Here is a 21,708-nt window from a genome sequence, read left to right on the forward strand (position 1 = left end):
GGTCTCAGATCTCCAGTGGCGTGACGCCCATGAAGGCGCCCAGGTGGCCAAGCTGCGCAAAGGCCATTTGCGCGCCAGTCTGGACTGCGCAGCCGCGTTCGCGCGCCTGCTCCAGCAGTGGGGTGATCTCCGGTGAGGTGACAACATCGGCCACCAGCGTGGCGGCGTTGAGCGTGCCCAGCAGGGCAGCGGGCAGCGGCAGCTCGCCCGTGCCGCCCATGCCCACGGGCGAAGCGTTGACCACCAGGTCGAAGGCGTCCAGCGCGCTGTATGCAGTGGTGATGCCGACGCCAGGGAAGGCCTTGCCCAGCAGCTCGGCAAGTGCTGCAGCGCGCGACGTTTCCGGGTCGCTTAGGGTGACCTGGGCGACCCCAGCCTCACCCAGTGCGTAGGCAATGGCACTGCCGACGCCGCCGCAACCAATGACCAGCACTCGCTTGCCCGCAGGGTCGAAGCCGTGCTTGCGTGCTGCGCCCAAAAAACCTGCGCCGTCTACGTTGTCGCCATACAGGCGGCCATCGTTTTCGCGCCGTACCACGTTCACCGAGCCCAGGGCTGCTGCACGTTCGCTCAGGCCGTCCAGGCGGGTGGCAAATGCCTGCTTGTAGGGCACGGTCACCACGCAACCGCGCAGGTTGCGCCAGCCGCGCAGGGTGTCGATAAAAGCGTCCAGCGCGGCGTGCTGCAAGTCGATGGGCAGCATGGCCAGGTCAAGGCCATTGTTGCTGAACCAGGTGTTGAAGTTTTCAGGCGATTTCACCTGGGCGATGGGCGAACCGACGATGGCGACCAGCGCTGTCGAACCTTTGATCATGGTGACTTCCGTTTGGGGTGTTGTTATGGAAGTCAGGGTGATGCGGCAGCGGCGTTGTCACAATGCGCTTGCCAACGGTTTGATGCGATAATCGCATTGATAAAGCGATATTCGCAGCATAGGCGCTGTTTAGCACTGCTCAGCGGCACGATTCTCCCCACTCACGAGTGCAGCCAATGGACAAACCCCAGACTCACCCCCGCGACCTGATTGCCGGTTTACAGAAAGGCCTGGCGCTCATGCAGCTGTTCAACGCCGAGCAGCCACGCCTGACGGTGCCCCAGGCGGCCAGGCAAGCTGGCCTTACGCCCAGCGCAGCGCGCCGATTTCTGCTGACCCTGGTGCATGAAGGCTTCGCCGAAACCGACAACCGTCACTACTGGCTGACCCCCAAGGCCCTGCGTATCGGCCAGGCCTATGTGGACTCGGCGCAGTTGCCACGCATGCTGCGCCCGATCGTCGAGCAAGTGGCGCGCCAGACCCAGGAGCATGTCTCGGTGGGCACACGCGACGATGATGAAATCATCCACTTGGTGCGCAGCCGCTACAGCCACATCGCATCACTGTCGATACGGCCCGGCTCGCGGGTGCCGATGTACTGCACTGCCGGCGGGAGGGTCTGGCTGGCGGCTTTGGACCAAGCGCAGCGCGATGACTATTTCGCCCGTAACCCGCTACACCCGCTGACGCCCTACACCCAGACCGACAGGGCGCTGCTGGACGCGACGTTGCAGCAGGTGAGCGAGCAGGGCTACTGCATCGTCGATCAGGAGTTCGAAGTCGGCATGCGCGTAATCGGCGTGCCGTTACTGGACCGGGCGGGGCAGCTCAAGGCGACACTGACCATCACTACCCATGCATCGCGGCTGAGCATGGATGAGATACGGCTGCGTTACCTGCCACCGCTCTATGAGGCGCAGGCCTTGCTGAAACCGGTATTTGGCTGACCGGGGAGCGTGTGTTGAGCACGATCGGGGCCGCAGCGGATCAGGCCGTTTTCACTGCCAGCCCATCAGCCATACCTCGGGGTCGCGCAGTACCCGCCAGTCCAGCCACTGGCTGCGCTTGCTGTGTACCGCTTCCAGTTCCACACGCAGCACATGCCCATCTTCATCCAGCTCCAGGTCGGTCACCAGAAAGTGCTTTTCGCGGTTCTCAGGGTGTCGCGCTGTCCATTTCGAGAGTTTCAATTTGCCAGGGTTGAAGCGGTTCATCATTGCTCCTTGGGCGAGAGTGCGGCCTGCATGCTGATCGTTATACAAACAGACAAGTAGCTGATGATACTTGCACGGGAAGCATTTGGTCGGTCGATCGCTGTGCGCAATGGAGTGCTCGCGTCATGGCTCGGCCGTTGGCCGAGAAGGGTATGCCGCCAAATAGCAAACGGCCGCCCTCAGGCGACCGTTTGTATAGGCTCAAGCGCAATGGTCAATCCTTGCTGACCGCGTCCTTGACATCAGCGACTACCTGCTGAGCTTCGCCTTTTTTCTCCTGCACCTTGCCTTTGACCTCCAGCTCCGTGTTGCCAGTGGCTTTGCCTACGGCTTGTTTAACCTTGCCGACGGCTTCGTTGGCCAAGCCTTTTACTTTGTCCGAAGTGCTGCTCATGGTCGTTCTCCTTCAACAGACATCAGTGAAACGGGGGTTGGGTGAAGCGTTCATACAGCGTTTGCGTTGCGACTCACACCGTGGCGACGCGGGTCTTGCGAGACGTCAGCGCGAAGCGGCCTACGCCAAAACTCAAGGCGGCACCGATCAGCAGGGTTACCAAGGTGCCCCAGGCGGCTTTCGATACGTTGCTGGCGGCTACCTGGGCGGCTTCGCGAGCCTGTTGCTCGGCCTGCTCTTTGAGCACTTTCACTTGCTCGGCGGCCTGTTGGTAGGCACGGGCGTAGTTATCGACCACCTGCTGGGCCTCCTGCTGGCTCTTGCCGGTGCGCGCAGCGACGATGTTGACCAACGCTTGCTTGTCTGCCGCGCTCAGGGCAGGTTCACCGGCCTTGCGCACCCGCTCGAACCACTGCTTGAGCTGGTCGACGGCCTGGGTCGGGTCCTCGGCCGCGACGCGCCCTGCCGACTCTCCCTGAGCCTGGGCCTGATCGGCCTGCTGCTCCAGGGACGAAGGGGCCAGTTCAGCCTTGCCGGACTGCGCCAAGGTTTTGTTCAACTCCGCTTCCAGGTTGTCCCAGTCCAGCGAGATGCCATTCTTGTTCAGTTGCTCCTTGATGCCCTGGCTCACACTGGGTGCGGCGGCGGCGACACCGTCAGCTGCCAGCGACAGGCCTTTGCCAGCGATATTGCCGGCAGTGCCAACCACGGTGCCGGCCAACGAAGCCAGCAACCAGGTAGCCAGCAGGGTGGTCACCGTCCAGCTCAACAGGCCATGCAGGCCGCCGCGGGTGGGCGCGGTACGCCCGGCGACCCAGGCACCGGCTGCGACCGAGAGCAGGGTGCTGATGAACAGCCACACCCCAGCGCCGGTCCCAAAGCCCTGCAGCGGATTGCCGTCGGCCATCGGGTTCATGGCTCCGGCGCCAATGGCCGTGCCCAGTACGCTGAGTACCAGGTAGCTGGCCAGGGCGATGGCGCCGCCTGCAAACACGGCGCTCCACGATACCCGTAGCGGGCTGACAGCGTTGGTTGGGGTGGTCACATACGATTCAGTCATCTATGCATCCTCGTGGGTAAGTTCCGGCAGCACCGGCAACACAGGCCAGGTGCAACGTCAGGGCCAGTTTGCAGGTCACATGCAAGGCTGTATTGGCGCATCCGCACCTGATCGATTAGTGCATTCGCACCAACCCTGGCCCGCCTGCAGCGTTTAAGCTCCAGGCCATGCAGAACTACCGATTGGAGACACTCTATGAGCGACGCCGTGCTTGCCCGCGAGACCAACCGCCGCCAGCTTCAGCAAATCATCGCCGGGCTGTCCGATGGTGTGATCCTGCTGGAGGTCGACCAATCCATCATCTGGGCCAACGAAGCGGCTTTGCGCATGCACGGGGTCGACAGCCTGGAGCAACTGGGCAGCAACGCTGAGGGTTATCGCGAACGCTTTGCCCTGCGCTACCGCAACAATCACCCCCTTGAAGCCGAGCAGTACCCTATCGCCCGCGTGGCTGCGGGGGAGGTGTTCAGCGACGTGATGGTAGAGGTGCTTGCTGTTGGCGACGATGAAGCGCGCAGCCGCGTGCACCGCGTGCGCAGCATGGTGCTGGAAGACAGCAAGGGCGAGGCCGAATCGCTGGTGCTGATCCTGGCCGATGCCACCGAGTGGGCCAGCGCCGAGCAGCGCTTCGAAAAAACCTTCAATGCCAACCCGGCCCCTGCAGTCATCTGCAGGCTCAGCGACCTGCGCTTCATCAAGGTCAACCAGGGCTTTCTGGAAATGACCGGCCATATGCGGGAGAACGTCATTGGCCGTTCGGTCTACGAAGTGGATGTGCTGGAAAACGCCGAACGCAAGGAGTTGGCTATCGAACGCCTGATGGAAGGGGCGACCATCCCGCAGATGCAGGCTGAACTGCGCTTGCCCGATGGTGGCAGCAAACTGGTGATCGTTGCCGGGCAACCGCTGGACATGCATGAAGAAGATTGCATGCTGTTTTCATTCACCGACCTGGAGCCCCGGCGCAAGGCGGAAAATGCCCTGCGCCAGAGTGAGGAGCGCTTTGCCAAGGCCTTTCGCCTGAGCCCTGTGCCCACCCTGCTGTGCAGCGCCGACAGGCAGCAACTGATCGATGCCAATGAAGCCTTTCTGGACACCTTGGGTTACGCCGCCCAGGAGCTGATAGGCAAGACAGTGGCCGAAATCGACTTCATGGCTGATCGGCGTGTGGCTACCCAGGTGTTCGATGCGCTGGAAAAGACCGGGCGCATCGAAGGGCTGGACCTTAAGCTGCGAAAAAAAGGCAATGACCGGCTCGACTGTGTACTGCAGGCGGACACCGTCAGCTTGCAGGACACCCCGTGCTACCTGTTGGTACTGATGGACATTACCGAGCGCAAGCGTTCTGAGCTGGAGTTGGTCGAGGCGATAGAAACGGTGATGCAGGATGCGTCATGGTTCAGCCAGACCTTGATCGAGAAACTGGCCAATGCCAAGCGCATCAACACAGGGCGTTTACCAGATGCATCGTTTACCGACCTGACCCGCCGTGAGCGCGATGTGCTGGCGCTGATCTGTGAAGGCCTTGCCGACAAGGAAATCGCAACGCGGCTTAACCTGGCGCTCAATACCGTGCGCAACCATGTGGCAACGGTGTACTCCAAGCTCGATGTTCACAGCCGCAGTGAAGCCATTGTCTGGGCGCGCGAACGACGGCTGTTCACCCATTGATTCGCCTCGGTACAGTCTGCTCTCGCGCTTGCCGAGGCTGCTTGATGCCAAAGGGCTTCAGATGCCTCGAAGCCCTTGGACCGACCTTTTGCTTATCAGCGACGCAGCAGGCGGCTCACCACCAGGGTGAGCGCGGCGCCGATTGCCAGGGCGGTGATGGGCTTCTCTTTAACGAAGGTGGAGACGTTGTTCAGTGCGTCACCATAGGTTTTGGTCAGTTGGCCTGCGACCTGGCGGCCATCACCCTCTGCCTCCAGGGCCGGGTCCTCGAACAGCCGGCCCACTGCGCTCTGCGCCTTGCCAGCGACTTTCTGTGCAACACCTTCAACTTGTTCGCTTTTCATAGTGATCAAACCTTCCTAGTGAGTGGCAATGGGAACGCACAAGGTTAGGGAGCGGGGGGTGGGGATTAGTTCAAAGCGGTTTTGGCAAATGGGAACGATCCTTGCTGATTGCTAGCAATATCAGAAAAGGAGCTAGCAATGAACGAGTCCCTGGTCGCCCACTCCCGCGGTGGCGTGCTGTGCACCCCGCACCCCTTGGCAAGCGCGGCGGGCCTGGAGGTGCTCGACGGCGGGGGGAGCGCAATCGATGCAATGCTCACCGCCAGTGCCGTGCTGGCGGCGGTGTACCCACACATGACGGGCCTGGGCGGTGATGCACTGTGGTTGCTCCATGACGATCAGGTACGCACCATCATCGGGATCGGCCAGGCCGGGATGCGCTTGCCCGCAGCAGGCGCGATCAGCCTGCGTGGGCCTGCCTCGGTCGGGACCACGGCCGGGGCCATGGCCAGTTGGGCGCAGGCCAAGGCAATCAGCGAGCAGTGGGGGTCGCGGCTGGGCTGGGCCGACCTGCTGACTGGCGCCGCAGGGTTGGCCCGCGACGGGGTTGAGGTATCCCCCTCGCAACTGTTCTGGCAAGGGCAGCGCGCCAGCCTGATCAAGACACTGCCCAGCCTGCAGCCATTGTGTACGCCCCAAGGTGGCCGTCTGCGCCAACCCGCGCTGGCCAACAGCCTGGAGCACCTGGCGCGGCGTGGCCCAGGCGACTTCTATCATGGGGAACTGGCAGAAGCCTTTGGTGTGGCGTTCGACGCGCTGGGCTGCGGCCTGAGCGTCGAAGACTTGCGCGCCACCCGGGCCTGCCTGGCGGCGCCTATCTCCATACGCTATCGCAATGGCCGGCTGTACAACGTCGCGCCACCCACCCAAGGCCTGTACACGCTGCGCGCCATGGCTGCCCTGCAGGCTGTGAACCTGGGCGAAAACGGCACGCCGCGCTACTACCACCTGTTGGTCGAAGCCATCAAGCAGGGCCTGCTGCAGCGCAACGCTCAACTGCATGACCCGCTCGCCAGCGGCTGGGACTTCGAGCACGCGCTTGCTCAGCCTGCCGCGACCCTTGACGAGCAGCGTGCGACGCCTTGGGGCGAGCCTGGGCAACCTGCCGACACTGTGTGGATGGCCGCCACCGACCGCGCCGGGCGCAGCGCCTGCCTGATCCAAAGCCTGTTCCATGATTTCGGCTCCGGTTGCATCCTGGGCGATACCGGCATCCTTTGGCACAACCGCGCGGCAGGTTTCAGCGCCCAGCCGGGGCACCGCAATGCCTGGGCGCCCGGCAAGCGGCCGGCGCACACGCTCAACCCTTCGGCCTACCTGGCCGATGATGGGCGCCGCTGGTTCTTCGGCACCCAAGGGGGTGACGGCCAACCTCAGACGCAGATGGTGCTTGCCACCCAGTTGATCGACTATCAGCAGCCTGCCGAGGTGGCGTTGCGTGCACCGCGGTTTCTGCTTGGGCGCAGCTTCTTCGACAGCACCGACAACCTCAAGCTGGAGGCCGATATCGGCGAATCGGTGGTGCAAGGGCTGGCCGAGCGGGGCCATCAGGTCGAGACCACGCCTGCGCTCAGCCCGTTGATGGGCCTGGCCGGCGTGATCGCCATCGGCCCCGACGGCCAGCGCACCGCTGCCTACGACCCGCGCAGCCAGGGCAGCGCCCTTGGCCAGCAGGACTGAACCGCGCCGATTGCCGCAATGCCTGGCCCGGCGGATAATGCCGGCCCAATGCGTTTGAGGGTTTCGAGGTCTCGATGAAAGGCAAGACGGTCAGCAGCAAGCAACAAGAAGTCCAGCGCATCGCCGAGATGCTCGCCAAGGCCATTGCCCAGCATCGCCTGCGCCCCGGCGTGCGGCTGGTGGAGGCGCACATCGTCGAAACCCTGCAGGCCAACCGCAACCACGTGCAGGCTGCGCTGCAACGCCTGGCCATGCAGCGCATCGTCGACATCGAGCCCAACCGCGGTGCCACCGTGGCCCAGCCCAGTGCCCGCGAAGCACGGGAAATCTTCGCCGCACGCCGCGCCGTTGAGCGGGCGATCGTCGAGGCCATCACCCCGGCCCATGTCGCCGAGCATCAGGTGCGCATCGAACAACACATGCACAACGAGCGCGCAGCCACTGCCAGCACCGATCGCCGCGCCATCGTCCGCGAACTCAGCGAGTTTCACTTGTTGCTGGGGGAGGTGAGCGGCAACCAGGTGCTGGCCGACATCCTCGGCAACCTGATGGTGCGCAGCTCGCTGATCGTCGCCCTTTACCAGCGTGGTGACAGCCCGCCCTGTGCCTCGGACGAGCACCAGGCGATCATCGATGCGTTGCGCGCCGGCAATACCCAGGCGGCCGTGGACGAAATGATCGCGCACCTGGACGAACTCGAGGGCCAGTTGGCCCTCGAGGATGTAGCTGCGCCTGAGGTCAACCTGCGTCAGGCACTGTCAGGGCTGTGAGCTGTGCCGGGAACAGCTCGGCGGGTGGCCGGCTGAAGGTCTGCCGGCCCTGTTTGAAACCCATCAGCGGCGCGGCGATACGGCCGATCACCTCGGCCGGCGAGGGTGCGTCGAACACCACGAAGTCGGCTCGGCAACCTGGTTCCAGGCCATAGTCGGCAAGGCGCAGCAGGCGCGCCGACTGGCGTGAGATCCAGCCCAGGCACAGCAGTAGTTCTTGCGGCGTGCCCAGTTGGGCGACGTTGGCGTACAGGTTGGCCTGACGCACCAGGGAGGCATCGCCGTAGGGCGTGAAGGGGTTGCCGATGTTGTTGCTCGACAACGAACAGGTCACCCCGCACTGATGCAACTGCGCCAGCGGTGCCAGCCCCCGGGGCTTGTCATGGAAGCGGTCACGGCCGGTGAGGAACAGGTCGGTGGCCGGCAGGCAGGTGACCTGCACGCCGGCTTCAGCCAGGGCGTGGCCCATACGCATCAGTTCGGCCTGCGGCAGTGCCGAGAGCTTGGTCACATGGCCAACGGTGACCCGGCCCTGCCAGCCATGCTGGTGGGTGCAGCGGATCACCTCGCCCAGGGTCATGCCGGCGACCTGCAGGTCGAAGTCCAGGTGCAGGTCCAGGTCGCGATCGTAGGCCACCGCCAGTTCGAACAGCCGGCGGATCTGTGCAGGCGGGTCGGCGTCGGTGTAAGGGCAGCCGCCCAGCACTTCGGCGCCTTCGTCCAGGGCCTGGCACAACAGCGCTTCGGTCCCGGGGTTGTCGAGCATGCCTTCCTGCGGAAACACGCAGATCTCCAGGGTCACGGCCCAGGCGTAATCAGCCTGCAGCCTGCGGATGGCGCGCAGGCCGGTCAGGCCGATGCCGGGGTCGATCTCGACATGGGTACGCATGTGCGTGGTGCCTTGCACGATGGCTTGCTCCAGCACTGCCGCGCCGCGCGCGTACACATCGGCCTCGGTGAAATCGGCTTTGGCCAGGCGGGTCTGGGCGATGGCTTCGGCCAGCGTGCCTTCGCGCAGCTGGCAGCGCGAAAGGATGCAGGCCTTGTCCAGGTGGATATGGGTTTCGATCAGGCCGGGCAACACCAGCCGGCCGCCGAGGTCGAGTTTGGGCGCCGGCCGGCTCAGCCGGGCCACGAACCGGCCGTCTTCGATCAGCAGGCGGCTCAGTGCCGGGCCGTCGCCCAGGCGCACATTGATCAGGTCCAGGTGGTTCATGCGGCGGCTCCTGTGCCCAGGTAGGCGGCTTCCAGTTGTGGGTCGCCGCGCAGGTGCTCGGCGCTGCCCTGTTTGACGATACGGCCTGTTTCCAGCACGTAGGCACGGTCGGCCACCTGCAGTGCCAGGTTGGCCATCTGATCGACCAGCAGTAACGTCACCCCTTCGTCGCGCAGGGCGGCGAGGGCGTCGTACAGCTCGCCGATCATCGCCGGGGAGAGGCCCAGGGACGGTTCGTCGAGCAGCAGGATGCGCGGTTTGGCCATCAGCCCGCGGCCGATCGCGACCATCTGCTGCTCACCGCCCGAGAGCAGCCCGGCCGGGCTGTCGATACGCTCGCGCAGGCGGGGGAAGCGTTTGAGGATCGCGGCAATCTCGGCGTCGGCATCGACGGCATCCTGGCGCACGTTGGCCCCCAGCAGCAGGTTCTCGCGCACGCTCAACTGGCCGAACAGCTGCCGGCCTTCAGGGACCAGGGCCAGGCCAAGGCGGGCGATCTGGCTGGCATCCAGGCTTTCGATGCTGCGGTTGTCCAGCACGATGCTGCCGCCACGCGGCCGGTGCAGGCCGGCAAGGGCCTGCAGGATGCTCGATTTGCCGGCGCCATTGGCGCCCAGAATGGCGATCAGCTCGCCCGGGTTGACCACCAGGTCGACGCCTTCGACCACTGGCGCCGCGCCATAGTCGATGCACAGGTCGCGCACGTGCAGCACGGCATCACGCGAGCCTGCCCAGGCCTGCGCGCGCGGCTGGGCCTGGTACTCGGTGCCACCCAGGTACGCGGCAATCACCCGTGGGTCAGCGCGCACCTGTTCAGGCGTGCCCCAGGCGATCGGTTTGCCGGCGTCGAGCACCAGTAGCCTTTGCGACACTGCCATCACCAGCGGCATGTCGTGCTCGACCAGGATGATCGCCAGGTTGAAGGCGGCCAAGCGTTGCAGCAGCGTGGCCAGGCGGTCGGTGTCCTGCCGGCCGAGGCCGGCGGCAGGCTCGTCGAGCAGCAGCACCTGCGGCCGGCTGGCCAGGGCCCGGGCGATCTCGACCAGGCGGCGGTCGACGTGGGGCAGGTCATCGGCGGTGACGTGCAGGTTGCTGCGGTAGCCGACCAGCGCCAGCAACTCAATGGCCATGGCCTTGCGTGTGGCTTGCTGGCATGGCCAGGGCCGTTCGATGGCCCCTTGCTGGAAGGCCAACAGCAGGTTTTCAAGCACGCTCAGCTCACCGAACAGCTGGGTGGTCTGGTACGTACGGGCGATACCGGCGCGGGCGATGCGCCAGGCCGGCTGCCCGGCCAGCTCCCCGCCCAGCTGGATCGAGCCGGTGTCGGTGCGGTAGAAACCACTGATCAGGTTGAGCACTGTGGATTTGCCCGCACCATTGGGCCCGATCAGGCTGGTGATGCTGCCAGGCACAGCCTGCAGGCTGACCTGCTGCGCGGCCTGGACACCGCCAAAACGGATGCCAATGCCCTCGACCTTCAGCCCATGCTGCGCACCACCGGCGAAGAACGCCCGCAGCGCCGCCGTGTCGGGCTGTGCCGTGACCGGCTCGTGTCGCGGCCGCCAGAAGCGCTTGGCCAGGCTGCCCAGCACACCGCGTGGTGCAGCCCACAGTACTGCCAGCAGCAAAACCGAAAATGCCAGCAACCGGTACTCGGCAAAGTCGGCCAGCAATTCGGGCAGCAGCACGATCACCAGTGCACCGAGCACTGGCCCGAACAGCATGCCGGCGCCACCGACGATCACCGCCAGGACGAACAGGATCGACTGCGAGAACGGGAACGCCGCCGGGTTGATGAACATCAGCACCGGCGCTACCAGTGCCCCGGCCGCCCCCGCCAGGCCTGCCGACAGGGCAAAGGCCAGGGTCCGCGTCTGCACCGGGTTGACCCCCAGTGAACGCGCGGCAATTTCCGAAGCCTTCACCGCACGCATAGCCAGGCCCCAGCCGCTGCGTTGCAGGCTCCAGTAGAAGACCAGTGCGGCCAGCATCAGCAGCACCGAAGCCAGTGCCAGCAGTAGCGCCGGGTCCAGCGTGCCGAGTTCAGGCAGCGGGATGCCCATCAGGCCATTGGCCCCTCCGGTGACGCTGCGCCACTCGATCAGGCCGTTGTGCACCACCAGCGCAAAGGCAATGGTGATCATCGCAAGGTAAGGCCCGCTGACCCGTAGCGCCGGGATCGCCAGCAAGCCACCCAGCACCGCGCAGCCGAGGCCGGCCAGGGGCAGGGCGGCCGAAAGCGGCAGGCCGGCCAGCGTCAGCAGTGCCGACAGGTAGGCACCGATGGCATAGAAGGCGATGTGCCCGAAGGACATCTGCCCGGACAGACCGATCAGGATGTTCAGGCCCACGCCGACGGTGACCGCCAGCGCGTACAAGGTCAGGATCAACAGCCAGTAGCTGTCCAGGCCCAGTGCCAGGCCAAGGCAGGCGACCCCGAACAGGGCCAGGCCGAGGGGGGCGAGTCGCTCGCGCATGGTCATACCTTTACCCAGAGTTTGCGGCCGAACAGGCCGTCAGGACGTGCCGCGAGCACCACGATCACCAGTGCAAAGCACAGCAATTGCGTGAACGCAGAGCCGAAATACAGCGTGACCACCGCCTCGAGCAGGCCAAACAGCAGGCCTGCGGCAAACACCCCACCGGCACTGGCGATGCCGCCCAGAATGGCCACGGCGAAAGCCTTCAGACCGAACAGCGTGCCCATGTCCGCGTGCACGCTGTACAGCGGTGCGATCAGCAGGCCCGCCAGCGCCGCGAACACGGTCGACAGGGCAAAGGCCGCCGCCACCACGCGGTTCACTTCGATGCCCATCAACCGCGCTGCCCGTGGGTTCTGCACGCAGGCTTCCAGGCGCAAGCCCAGTTGCGTGCGTCTGCGCACCCAGTAAAGCGTGGCCGCCACCGCCGCACCGGCCAGCGGGATGGCCAGTTGCACGGCATTCAGGCTGCTGTCGCCCAGGTCCAGACGCAGGCTGGTCAGGGCACTGCCGAACTGCCGCGGCTCCTTGCCGAAGGTGAACATCGCCAGGTTGTCCAGCAGCAGCCCGCCCGCCACCGTCGCCATCAGCCAGGCGTCCGAGCCACGGGCATGGAACGGCCGCACCAGAAAGCGCTCGATGGCCAGGCCCAGCACCGCGCACAGCAGCAGGGTAGTGGGCAGTGCCAGCCACAGCGGCCAGCCCCAAGTCACCGCCAGGCTGTAGCCCAGCACGGCGCCGACCATCATCGCGCTGCCCTGGGCAAAGTTGACCGTGCGCGACACGGCATAGGTGAGGTGAAAGCCCAAAGCCAGCAGCGCATACATGCTGCCCAGGCCCAGGCCGCTGACCAGTGCGGTGGTGATCATGTCGAGGGTCTCCGCTCAGGGCGTCACGGGCACGATGGTGTCGCCATCGAAGCGGCTGAAAATGTAGTCGTCAGGGCCCAGGGCATCGTGGCGGTCAACGCTGAACGGCTGCTGGTAGTGTTTGATCAGCCCGTCGTAGTCGCTGATGGCATAAAAGCCGTCACGCACCTTCGTGCCTTGGGTGTCCTGGGCCTTGTCGATCGCCAGGCCCACCAGGTGCATGGCGTCGTAGGCGTTGGCGATGCCCACGGCAGGGGTCACGTCGGCCAGGGTCTTGACCTGCGGGTAGCGCTGCTTGAGTGCGGCCAGCAAGGCATCGCCGCGGGCGCTGTTGTGGGCGCTGAAGACGAAGGTCTGGATGAAGTGCACGCGCCCGGCGTCAGGCCCGGCCAGCTCGCCAAAGCGGCCGCCGGCCGGGCCCCAGTGCGACACCACCGGCACGTTCCAGCCCATCTGCTGGAGCGACTTGACCACCTGCGCCGACGGGCCGACGTTGCCGACCAGCAGCAGGGTGTCGACACCTGCGCTTTTCAGGCGGGTGAGTTGCGGCACCATGTCCAGGTCGCTGTCTTCAAAGCGCTCGGCCGGCGCCTGGGGCATGTCGCGGCGGGCCAGGGCCGCGTTGAGCCCTGCCAGGTTCGACTCGCCCCAAGGGTTGTTGGCCAGGATCAGACCCGGTCGTTTCATCCCTTGGCGCAGGCCATAGGCGACCAGCGCTTCATCCACCTGTTCATCCACCGCCGACACGCGGAACACGTAGTTGTCCTTCGCGCCGTTCTCGGTGATCTTGGTGCCTGCCGCCCAGATGCCCATGAACGGCGTTTTCAGTTGGTTGGCCAACGGCACGATGGCCAGCGACACCGGGGTGTCGAGGCCGCCGAACAGCACGCTGACCTTCTCCCGCTGGATCAGCTCGCGCGCCGCCAGCATGCCCTTGGCCGGGTTGCTTTCGTCATCGCGGCGCACCAGCTCCACCGGGCGGCCCAGCAGCCCGCCTTTGGCATTGATTTCGTCGATGGCCAGGGTGAGGCCCCGGGTAAGGGCCTCGCCGGACTTGGCCGACTGCCCCGACAACGCGGCCACCAGGCCCACCTTGATCGGCTCGGCAGCCTGTACCCAGCCTGTGCAGCAGGCCAGGGAAAAGGCTGCGCAGGGCAGCCAGCGACGTAGCAAGGAACGGCTGAACATGGTTCGAACTCCTGATTGCTAGCAATTTATAAAAATGTGCTAGCAAAACAGGTGCCATTTGGAAAATACTTCGGGCACCCCGTGTTTTGGGGCTTGCGCCTTGGCTTCAGCGCCCTCGCGTGCACTGCATCAAGGCATCGTTCGGGGCCGACGCCCCGTTCTGGACACCCTCGGAGACTTGCAATGACCGAAAGCAACAGCGCCGTACAGATCGTGCGCGACTTCCTCGCCGCCTCCATGGCCCCCGACCCGGTGCGCGCCGCCACGTTCATGAGCGACGACGTGCGCATCACCTTTACCGGCGGCCGCGCCATGCCCACCCCCACCGACATCACCGCGTTCAACGGCGCGCGTTACACCTGGGTGAAGAAGCAGCTGGGGCAGTTCGACTGGTGCGAGCGCGAGGACCACACCGTGGTGTATTCCAATGGCACGCTGTACGGGCAGTGGCCGGATGGCCGTAGCTTTTCCGGCAACCGTTACCTGGACCGCTTCGAAGTGAAGGCGGGCAAGATCGTGCGCATGGATGTGTGGAACGACAGCGCGGAGTGGATGCTGGTGCCGGAGATTGGCAAGGCTTGAGCGCGGCTACTGCTGCGATGCAGCCCGATGTATCGCGCAGGGCGATACCTGGTAGTGCGAAAACCGCATCGTGAGCGCACCCCTGTCGGGTATAAGTTGCCCATGCGCTATCGACGTCTTGATCTCAACCTGCTGGTCGCCCTGGATGTGCTGCTCGAGGAGTGCAGCGTCAGCCGGGCGGCGCAGCGCCTCAACCTTGGCCAGTCTGCCACCAGCGCTGCGCTGGGGCGCCTGCGCGAACATTTTCAGGACCCCCTGCTGATCCCGCTCGGGCGCGGCCTTGAGCCCAGTGCCTTGGCGCGGCAGCTGGCACCCAGAGTGCGAAAGGCACTAAGCCTGGTCGGGGAGGTGGTGCAGACGTCCCTGGACTTCGACCCCGGCCGCTGTGAGCGGCGCTTTACCCTGGTGGCGTCGGACTATGTGGCGGCCACTGTCATGCCTGCGCTCAGCCGTGTACTGGCGCGCCTGGCGCCCGGCATATCGCTGACGGTTCGCGACCTGCCGCTGTCGCGTGACGGTGACGTGGTTGCCGAGGCACTGGACTATCGCCGCAGCGACCTGGTGGTCGTGCCCCAGCGGCGCATAAACCCGCGCTACCCCCACTCAGTGTTGCTCGAGGATGAGCTGTGCTGCGTTGTTTGCGCGCATGCAGTGGCTTACCAGGCGGGCCTTGACCTGGCTGAGTTCTGTGCAGCCGCGCATGTCGTGCGCGAGTTCACCGATGGCCAGAACCTCTCGCTCGACACCCAGCACCTGCGTGAAATCGGCATCGAGCGGCGTGTGGCCGTGGCGGTGCAGAGTTTCGCGCTGATGGGCGACTTCGTCGCCGGTACGCCGCGCATCGCTACGTTGTTTCGGCGCCAGGCCCAAGGGCTGGCGCGTCATCATCAGCTACGGGTACTGCCATCGCCCATCGCCTTCCCGGTGGCTGTGCAAGTGGTGCAATGGCACCCGCAACAAGCATCCGACCCGGCCCTGAGCTGGCTGCGACAGGTGCTGACCGAGCAGGCGGCCGGGGTAGATCACGCCTGAAGGTCGCCCGTGTCACCGACAAGGCCCAACTCTTCGATGGCCAGCAAGGCGCAACGCTCATCGTTGTCCGAGGTGTCACCGCTGACGCCGATTGCCCCCAGCAGGTGCCCCTCGGTGTCGCGCAGCAGAACACCGCCGGGTACTGGGATCACGTGGCCTTGGGTCAGGCTGTTGATCGCGTCGAAGAATGCTGGCATCACCTGAGCGCGCCTTGCCAGCTCCCGGCCACCGAAGCCCATACCCAGGCAGCCGCTGGCTTTTGCGGTGGCGATCTGTGGGCGCAAGGCGCTGGCCTGCTCATCGCGCAACAGCGCCAGCGGGTGGCCTGCAGCATCGAGCACGGCGGCTGCCAAAGGCCGCACGCCCAAGGCCCGGGCGTGTCGCAGCGTAGACGCGGCAAGCCGCGCGGCGGTTTCGAAATCGAGTGTCTGCATGGTCACTGGCTCCATTTGCCAAGTTCGGCTACACGGTCGCGGGTGTAGAGTTCGGTCCATTTCAGGGAGTTGAAGTCCGAGACCTGCTTAGGGTTGTAGGGCGTGCGTTGCAGGCGCACCGGCTGGCCTGCCTTGTACACCGCCTGCAGGCGGTTGCGGTCTTGCAGGATGCGGATGTCGTCAAGCGGCGAGCCGTCGAGGATCAACAGGTCGGCCTGTTTGCCTGGCTCCAGGGTGCCGAGCGTTTCACCGCGTGGCATCAGGCGTGCGCCGACATTGGTCGCAGCGTGCAGCGCTTGTGCCGGGGTGAAGCCCAGGCGCGTGACCAGCAACTCCAGTTCACGCGCATGCCACTCACCGTAAGGGGTAACGGCAAAACCGCTGTCGCTGCCGCAGGCGAACGGAATACCGGCCGCCTTGGCGCGCTTGAGCACCGGCGTGCCCAGTTCCAGCGTGCGGGCACAGTAGCCGGCGTAGCCTGTGGTCACCGCCGGGTCGTGGGGCTGGCAGAAATCTACGGTGTTCTGTGGGAAGGTCATGGTGGGCGCCAGCACGCTGCCTGCCTCCAGAAGTGCTTCGATGCAGGCGTCGTCCATGTAGAAGGCATGAAAGACCAGATCGACGCCTGCCTTGGCCGCGTACATCACGGCTTCGCGGCCGTAGGCATGCGTCGCTACCCGGCAGCCGAGGCGGTGCGCTTCGTCGACCATTTCGCGGGTTTCATCGGCTGTGAAGGCGGCGATGATTTCACCGTTGGGGCGGCGGTGCGTACCGTCCATGGCGATCTTGATCAGGTCGACGCCATCCTTGGCCTGTTTGCGGATCTGCGCGATGGCTTCGGTACGGCTGGTGACCAGCGCAGCGGTGAAGTATTCCGGTGCGCCGACGCGGCTGGGAAACCAGTCGTTGAGGCTTTGCCGGTTGGTGATCACGCGGCTGCTTGCCGCGATGCGCGGGCCTTCGAAGAGCCCGGCGTTGACCGTGTTGCGCACGGCGATGCTGAGCTGGCCGCTGTCACCCGGGCAGACCATCGAGGTGACCCCGGCAGCCAGCACGTGCTGGGCGAAGAACATGCCGCGCAAGGCGCGGAATTCGTCGCTGGTCCAGATGTCGATGTCTTCCTCGCTCTGGGCGTTGCCGAACGCCAGGTGGGTGTGCACGTCTACCAGCCCCGGCATGACGAAGTCGCCGCGCACTTCGCGGTCACCGGGCAATGGGCGTGGCGCCTGGGCCGTCGCGCCAACATGGCGTATCAGGCCGTTTTCGATGATCAGCGTCTGTTGCTGGCGTGCCTGAAGGCTGGCGCCATCGAACAGGGTGGCGCAGTGAAGGTGCAGGGCGCTCATGGTCGGGTTCTACTCGTCTTGTTGTTTCCGGCAGGCTATGTGCCTGCGGCGGCAGGCACCATCAGATCCTGTCGTTGGCCACCCATCGATGGCATCGATACCTGCCGCAACCCCTGTGGCTGCCGGGTTGCCCGGGCCGGCAGGGGGCAATGGCCAGGTATCGTCAGTGTCGATGGCAGGCATGGATATCCACGATTGTTCCTTGTGCTGGGGGTGAGGTGAGGATGTGCCGCTCAATCAATCCTGAAGGAAGTACCATGAAGGCTATTCGTGATGAGTTGCTGAGCCTTGAAGCCGAACGCCAGCGCGCCTTGGTCCACGAGGACCATGAGCAGCTCGAGGTGCTGTTCGACGATGATCTGCTTTATGTCCACACCACGGGGCTGGTGCAGGACAAAGGACAGTACCTGGATTATGCCCGCAATGCCGTGCGCTACCTGGCCGTGGATCGCGGTGAGCTGACGGTGCGGGTGTTTGCCGACGGGCTGGCGCTGATGAGCGGGGTGCAATGCAACCTGCTGCAAAAACGCGGCGGCGGCGAACCGGTGCGCGCCGAAGGTTTCGCCACGCAGCTTTGGGTCAAACGGGAGAAGGGGTGGCGGATCGCATCATTCCACGGTACGCGGGCACCGGCCTGATGACGGCATGAACCGCTGACAGGCACCGGGGCAGTCGCCATAAAGGCTGCCCCGGCACCTTCACCAGCAAGGGTTCAGGCGGTATGCCCGCCGAGCGTTTCGGCAACCCAGTCGGCGATGAACTGGCCGGCATTGATGCTGTTGTCGAAGCTTGAATGCTGCACGCCGCCTTCGCGCTCAGTGAAGACCTTCAATTCGCGCTTGGGGCTGTTGACCAGCTGCTCGTAGGTGCGATGGGCCCACTTGAGCGGGATCTGCGAGTCCTTTTCGCCGTGGGTCACAAGGAAGGGGACGCGAATGCGGTCGAGCACGCCATCAAGGTGCACGTTTTCGGCAATGGTCATGAATTCGTCCATATCCTTGGCGCCCCAGACCCAGCACACGTGCGCCCAGTAATGCGGCACCGGGAAGTCGCCTTCCTTCTCCAGGCGACGCTTCTGTACATCCCGCCAGTCGTGGTTGGCGCCCCACACCACACCGCAGGCGAAGCGCGGTTCGAAGGCCACCGCACGTGGGCAGTAGTAACCCCCCAGCGATACCCCTTCCATACCGATGCGCTTGGGGTCGACTTCCGGGCGGGTTTCCAGCCAGTCCACTACGCGGCTGGCCCAATGCTCGCTGTCGTAACGCGCGGTCAGGCCTTGCAGGCGCAACGCCTCGCCCGTGCCGGGTTGGTCGATGATCAGCGAGGACACGCCACGTTTGGCCAGCCACGCTGGCAGACCGACGCGGTACTTCATCTCTTTGGTCGAATCCAGCCCGTTGACCTGCACCAGCAGTGGTGCCGGGCCGGTCGTGCCTTCGGCGCGCACGAGCAGCCCGCTCAGATGCTGGCCTTCGTAGGGGATTTCCACCCGCTCGCAGTTTTCCCTGGACAGGTCGATGCCGCGGGCGAAGGTCTCGAGAAAACGCTGGTACAAGGCCTCGCGCCCTGGCGCACCATGCGCCTGCAGGCGTTCGCAGGTCAGGTAGTAAGTGGCGGCGCGGTTGTATTTTTCGCCAGCGGACAGGCATCGGCCTGCGGCCTCGTCTTCTTCAGCCAGGGCGCAGAGCTTGTCGGCCATCTTCGACCAGGTTTCGCGAAACGCCTGGGTGCCGGCTGCGTCGGGTTGCAGGGCCGCCTCCTGCAGCGGCGCGCACATCGCTTCGATCTCGCCCAGGCGGGCGCCCATTTCGATGGCCAGGTCCACCGAGAGATTCCAGACATAGTTGGTGGGGAAGTAACGGAACATTGTTGTTGTCCTTCTGCGGTCGTTGAGTCCGGCGCCTGACAATTGCGACAGGTACGCAAGGCGCTGTCCGAAGGCAAGGTACGCAGACACGGCGAGGTGGGGCCAATCGTGAACAGGGATGCGAGGTATCGCCAAACGCGATGCCCCGGCGACGTTGCGCCGGCCGGGGCGATGGCTGCCGGTCAGGCGCTGGCGAGCAGGGCGTCGGGTTGCTGGTCGACATGCTGAATGAAGTCGCTGATGCGTTCACGCAACCAGCGGTGCATGGGGTCGCCCTCCATGCTGCGGTGCCAGAGCATGAATTCGCGCATCACCGGGATCTTCACCGGTGGCGGCAGGATGCGCAGGGGCAGGTAGCGGGCATACAGCTGCGCCAGGCGTCGGTGCATGGTGGCCACGCGGGGGGTGCCTACCAGCAGCTGCGGCAGGGTGTTGAAGTCGTTGGTAATCACTTCCAGGCGGCGGTTGAAGCCGTACTGGTTCATGAACCAGTCCTCGATGCTCAGGTGCCGGTTACGGCCAAAGCCCACCGAGATATGCCCCATCTGCATGTACTGCTCCAGCGTCAGGCTCTCGCCGACCTGCGGATTGTCGCGCCAGACCACGCACACGTGGTCTTCCTCGAACAACAACTGCGACGGGTGGCCATCGATGAGGTAACGCTCGGGCACGATCATCATGTCGACTTCGCCGCGCATCAAAAGCTCGGCGCTGTTGTCACCGGGGCTGATCATTTCAAAGGTGATGTGCGGCGCCTGAAGGTGGATTTTCTGGATGACCTGGGCAAACAGCACGCTGATCAGGTAGTCCGAGGTCACCAGGCGCAGGTGCCGTTTGCTGCTCGAGGGGTCGAACACCGGCTTGGCGGTAATCGAGGAGCGGATGGTCAGCAGCACCTCGCGCACCGGCTGGGCCAGCTCCAGTGCATAGGGTGTGGGCTGCATCTTGCGGCCGACCTGCACCAGCAGTTCGTCCTCGAAAAACGTTCTCAAGCGGCCCAGCACCCCGCTGGTGGCCGATTGCGTCATGTGCAGGCGTTCAGCGGCACGGGTGATGTTCTGCTCTTCGAGCAGGACATCCAGTGCGACCAGCAGGTTCAGATCCAGGTGGTGAAAGCGCATGGTGATAGCTCACGGTTCTTGTAGTTATTTTCGCGATACCTTCCCGCCGCATTGCCGATACGTCAAGGCCAATCCGCTGTCCACCCGAGCCAACGCCAGGCGCCATGGGCTTGCGCACAGGTATCGCGATTACCGATGCCTCGCATCCTGACTCGCGATTGGTCAGCCTGGCCGATCAGCCAGCAATCTGCCCTCCAGTCGAGCGGCCTGCCCGCCGCGCCGACCTGCTACCGGTGACCCTGGCTGGCACCGAACAACAATTTCAATGGAGTGGTAGCCATGAACATTCTTGGACTCGACGCACTGGTATTCGGCGTCGACGATATCCAGGCCTGCGCCGATTGCCTGCGTGACTACGGCCTCACAGCCGTACAACTGGATGCCGACGGTGGCCGTTTCGAAGCACTCGACGGCACTGCAATCATCATCCGTCACGGCGATGACCCCCACCTGCCGCCGGCGCTGGGCCCGACCCCATCGCTGCGTGAAACCGTTTACGGCGTGGCAGCGACGCAGGACCTTGAGGCCATCGCCGACGAGCTGGGGCGCGACCGCGAGGTGCGCCGTGACGAGCAGGGTGTGCTGCACAGTGTCGACGACCTGGACTTTGCCATCGCCTTCCAGGTCTCCTGCAGACGCAGCTTCCAGGCGCCGGCCGACCTCACCAACGCTCCCGGTAGCGCGCCGCAGCGCCCCCTCAACCAGTTGGGCATCACGCTGGACATGCCAGCGCAGCCGCGCACCTTGTCTCATGTGGTGTACTTCGTGCCCGATGCGGCCAAAGGCGAAGCCTTCTATCGCGACCGCCTGGGCTTCGTCACCACTGACAGCTTCATCGGCGTCGGCCCGTTCATGCGCACCGCTGGCATGGACGATCACCACTGCCTGTTCATGATCCAGACGCCGCCACACATGCAGGGCTGCGAGCATTTCACCTTCCATATGGGCAGCGGCACGGAAGTGCTGCTGGCCGGCAATCGCTTCCAGCAAAAGGGCTGGACCAGTTTCTGGGGCCCGGGCCGTCACCTGCTGGGCTCGAACTGGTTCTGGTACTTCAACAGCCCGCTGGGCTGCCACATCGAGTACGACGCCGACATGGACAAGCATGACGATGAGTGGGCGGCGCGCCAGGCACCGATGTCGGCCGACAACTCGCAGCTGTTCCTTTTCGCTTCGCGGGAGAAGTGGGCGCCCGGTGGCCCACCGCCAAAGCAGCCCTGAGCTGTGCCTTGCGTGGCGCTGTGCCCGCTCGCGGAACTGGGCGAGGGCAAGGCACGCGGCTTCGACCCGCAGGGCAGGGGGGCAGACAGCCTGTTCGCCCTGCGGCACCGCGGCGTTGTGCGTGTTTACCGCAACCTGTGTCCGCACCTGCTGGTACCGCTGGAGTACCGCAAGGACCGCTTCCTCAGTGCCGATGGCCAGTGGGTGGTCTGCTACGCCCATGGCGCACGCTTTCTGCCTGACGATGGCACCTGCGTTCACGGCCCTTGCCGTGGCGATGCGCTGCAGGCGCTTGATCACCGCGAGGTGGACGGCTGGCTGGTAGTGCCGCTGCAACAGTTGCACCCCTGAGGTATCGCGCTGCGTGATAGGTCGCATCCCAGGACTCGATTGGTCAAAGCC

22 protein-coding genes are annotated in these 21,708 nt (G+C 64.9%); 9 read left to right on the top strand and 13 right to left on the bottom strand.

Annotated elements, in window-relative coordinates; all coding sequences use genetic code 11:
• Positions 1 to 4 precede the first annotated feature (4 nt).
• On the bottom strand, positions 5 to 814 hold the full coding sequence (locus JOE27_RS02210; protein ID WP_115275141.1) for a shikimate dehydrogenase: 810 nt from the start codon (positions 812 to 814) through the stop codon (positions 5 to 7).
• 176 nt (positions 815 to 990) lie between these two features.
• Here JOE27_RS02210 and JOE27_RS02215 point away from each other — a divergent pair, with 176 nt between their 5' ends.
• Positions 991 to 1,761 carry an IclR family transcriptional regulator gene (locus JOE27_RS02215; RefSeq protein ID WP_119688774.1) on the top strand — a complete coding sequence of 257 codons (771 nt, stop codon included), beginning with the start codon at positions 991 to 993 and terminating at the stop codon, positions 1,759 to 1,761.
• Between the two features lie 51 nt (positions 1,762 to 1,812).
• Here the strand turns inward: JOE27_RS02215 and JOE27_RS02220 are convergent, their stop codons facing one another.
• The 3 genes from JOE27_RS02220 to JOE27_RS02230 form a co-directional block, all read right to left on the bottom strand.
• Positions 1,813 to 2,028, bottom strand: coding sequence for a TIGR02450 family Trp-rich protein (locus JOE27_RS02220; RefSeq protein WP_204917709.1), 216 nt, complete (start codon positions 2,026 to 2,028; stop codon positions 1,813 to 1,815).
• Positions 2,029 to 2,242: 214 nt separating this feature from the next.
• Entirely contained in the window at positions 2,243 to 2,422 is a 180-nt protein-coding gene (locus JOE27_RS02225; protein WP_012314045.1) for a CsbD family protein, read from the bottom strand.
• A gap of 73 nt (positions 2,423 to 2,495) precedes the next feature.
• Positions 2,496 to 3,482: a hypothetical protein gene (locus tag JOE27_RS02230; protein ID WP_039601269.1), complete on the bottom strand. Its 987-nt coding sequence runs from the start codon at positions 3,480 to 3,482 to the stop codon at positions 2,496 to 2,498.
• Positions 3,483 to 3,677: 195 nt separating this feature from the next.
• Here JOE27_RS02230 and JOE27_RS02235 point away from each other — a divergent pair, with 195 nt between their 5' ends.
• Positions 3,678 to 5,153 (top strand): helix-turn-helix transcriptional regulator, encoded by a 1,476-nt coding sequence (locus tag JOE27_RS02235; protein ID WP_204917711.1) that lies wholly within the window; start codon positions 3,678 to 3,680, stop codon positions 5,151 to 5,153.
• A gap of 95 nt (positions 5,154 to 5,248) precedes the next feature.
• Here the strand turns inward: JOE27_RS02235 and JOE27_RS02240 are convergent, their stop codons facing one another.
• Complete coding sequence (locus JOE27_RS02240) at positions 5,249 to 5,497, bottom strand: CsbD family protein (RefSeq protein ID WP_012314048.1); 249 nt, start codon at positions 5,495 to 5,497, stop codon at positions 5,249 to 5,251.
• Between the two features lie 138 nt (positions 5,498 to 5,635).
• Here JOE27_RS02240 and JOE27_RS02245 point away from each other — a divergent pair, with 138 nt between their 5' ends.
• Together JOE27_RS02245 and JOE27_RS02250 are read left to right on the top strand one after the other, a co-directional pair.
• Complete coding sequence (locus tag JOE27_RS02245) at positions 5,636 to 7,177, top strand: gamma-glutamyltransferase (RefSeq protein WP_239539278.1); 1,542 nt, start codon at positions 5,636 to 5,638, stop codon at positions 7,175 to 7,177.
• A 74-nt stretch (positions 7,178 to 7,251) separates the two neighbouring features.
• On the top strand, positions 7,252 to 7,947 hold the full coding sequence (locus JOE27_RS02250) for a GntR family transcriptional regulator (RefSeq protein WP_039601266.1): 696 nt from the start codon (positions 7,252 to 7,254) through the stop codon (positions 7,945 to 7,947).
• Here the strand turns inward: JOE27_RS02250 and JOE27_RS02255 are convergent.
• Genes JOE27_RS02255 through JOE27_RS02270 form a run of 4 tightly spaced genes read right to left on the bottom strand, consistent with a single transcriptional unit; the run spans position 7,916 to position 13,700 of the window.
• Positions 7,916 to 9,163, bottom strand: coding sequence for an amidohydrolase family protein (locus JOE27_RS02255; RefSeq protein ID WP_204917713.1), 1,248 nt, complete (start codon positions 9,161 to 9,163; stop codon positions 7,916 to 7,918). The genes JOE27_RS02250 and JOE27_RS02255 overlap by 32 nt on opposite strands.
• Positions 9,160 to 11,640, bottom strand: a complete 2,481-nt coding sequence (locus tag JOE27_RS02260) for an ATP-binding cassette domain-containing protein (RefSeq protein ID WP_239539281.1) — start codon at positions 11,638 to 11,640, stop codon at positions 9,160 to 9,162. Before JOE27_RS02260 ends, JOE27_RS02255 begins: the two co-directional genes overlap by 4 nt.
• A 2-nt stretch (positions 11,641 to 11,642) precedes the next feature.
• Entirely contained in the window at positions 11,643 to 12,512 is an 870-nt protein-coding gene (locus JOE27_RS02265; RefSeq protein WP_046785559.1) for a branched-chain amino acid ABC transporter permease, read from the bottom strand.
• 15 nt (positions 12,513 to 12,527) lie between these two features.
• Positions 12,528 to 13,700 (bottom strand): ABC transporter substrate-binding protein, encoded by a 1,173-nt coding sequence (locus JOE27_RS02270; RefSeq protein ID WP_204917717.1) that lies wholly within the window; start codon positions 13,698 to 13,700, stop codon positions 12,528 to 12,530.
• A gap of 183 nt (positions 13,701 to 13,883) precedes the next feature.
• Here JOE27_RS02270 and JOE27_RS02275 point away from each other — a divergent pair, with 183 nt between their 5' ends.
• Both JOE27_RS02275 and JOE27_RS02280 read left to right on the top strand, forming a co-directional pair.
• Entirely contained in the window at positions 13,884 to 14,282 is a 399-nt protein-coding gene (locus tag JOE27_RS02275; RefSeq protein WP_046785557.1) for a membrane protein, read from the top strand.
• Between the two features lie 102 nt (positions 14,283 to 14,384).
• Positions 14,385 to 15,314, top strand: coding sequence for a LysR family transcriptional regulator (locus JOE27_RS02280; protein WP_119688778.1), 930 nt, complete (start codon positions 14,385 to 14,387; stop codon positions 15,312 to 15,314).
• On the opposite strand, the gene JOE27_RS02285 is transcribed toward JOE27_RS02280, so the two are convergent.
• Positions 15,305 to 15,748: a heme-binding protein gene (locus tag JOE27_RS02285; protein WP_115275132.1), complete on the bottom strand. Its 444-nt coding sequence runs from the start codon at positions 15,746 to 15,748 to the stop codon at positions 15,305 to 15,307. The two genes, JOE27_RS02280 and JOE27_RS02285, sit on opposite strands and share 10 nt — an antisense overlap.
• 2 nt (positions 15,749 to 15,750) lie before the next feature.
• Positions 15,751 to 17,094, bottom strand: coding sequence for an amidohydrolase family protein (locus JOE27_RS02290; RefSeq protein ID WP_046785554.1), 1,344 nt, complete (start codon positions 17,092 to 17,094; stop codon positions 15,751 to 15,753).
• 257 nt (positions 17,095 to 17,351) lie between these two features.
• Here JOE27_RS02290 and JOE27_RS02295 point away from each other — a divergent pair, with 257 nt between their 5' ends.
• Entirely contained in the window at positions 17,352 to 17,732 is a 381-nt protein-coding gene (locus tag JOE27_RS02295; protein WP_115275131.1) for a nuclear transport factor 2 family protein, read from the top strand.
• Positions 17,733 to 17,806: 74 nt separating this feature from the next.
• On the opposite strand, the gene JOE27_RS02300 is transcribed toward JOE27_RS02295, so the two are convergent.
• Together JOE27_RS02300 and JOE27_RS02305 are read right to left on the bottom strand one after the other, a co-directional pair.
• Complete coding sequence (locus JOE27_RS02300) at positions 17,807 to 18,964, bottom strand: prolyl oligopeptidase family serine peptidase (protein WP_161871384.1); 1,158 nt, start codon at positions 18,962 to 18,964, stop codon at positions 17,807 to 17,809.
• Between the two features lie 182 nt (positions 18,965 to 19,146).
• Positions 19,147 to 20,085, bottom strand: a complete 939-nt coding sequence (locus tag JOE27_RS02305) for a LysR family transcriptional regulator (protein WP_046785551.1) — start codon at positions 20,083 to 20,085, stop codon at positions 19,147 to 19,149.
• Between the two features lie 279 nt (positions 20,086 to 20,364).
• Between JOE27_RS02305 and JOE27_RS02310 the strand changes: the two genes are divergently transcribed.
• Entirely contained in the window at positions 20,365 to 21,306 is a 942-nt protein-coding gene (locus JOE27_RS02310) for a VOC family protein (RefSeq protein ID WP_204917720.1), read from the top strand.
• Positions 21,307 to 21,309: 3 nt separating this feature from the next.
• Positions 21,310 to 21,657, top strand: a complete 348-nt coding sequence (locus JOE27_RS02315; RefSeq protein ID WP_115275128.1) for a Rieske 2Fe-2S domain-containing protein — start codon at positions 21,310 to 21,312, stop codon at positions 21,655 to 21,657.
• The last annotated feature ends 51 nt before the right edge of the window (positions 21,658 to 21,708 follow it).

It is taken from the genome of Pseudomonas sp. M5, assembly GCF_016907075.1.
Lineage (GTDB): Bacteria > Pseudomonadota > Gammaproteobacteria > Pseudomonadales > Pseudomonadaceae > Aquipseudomonas > Aquipseudomonas putida_E.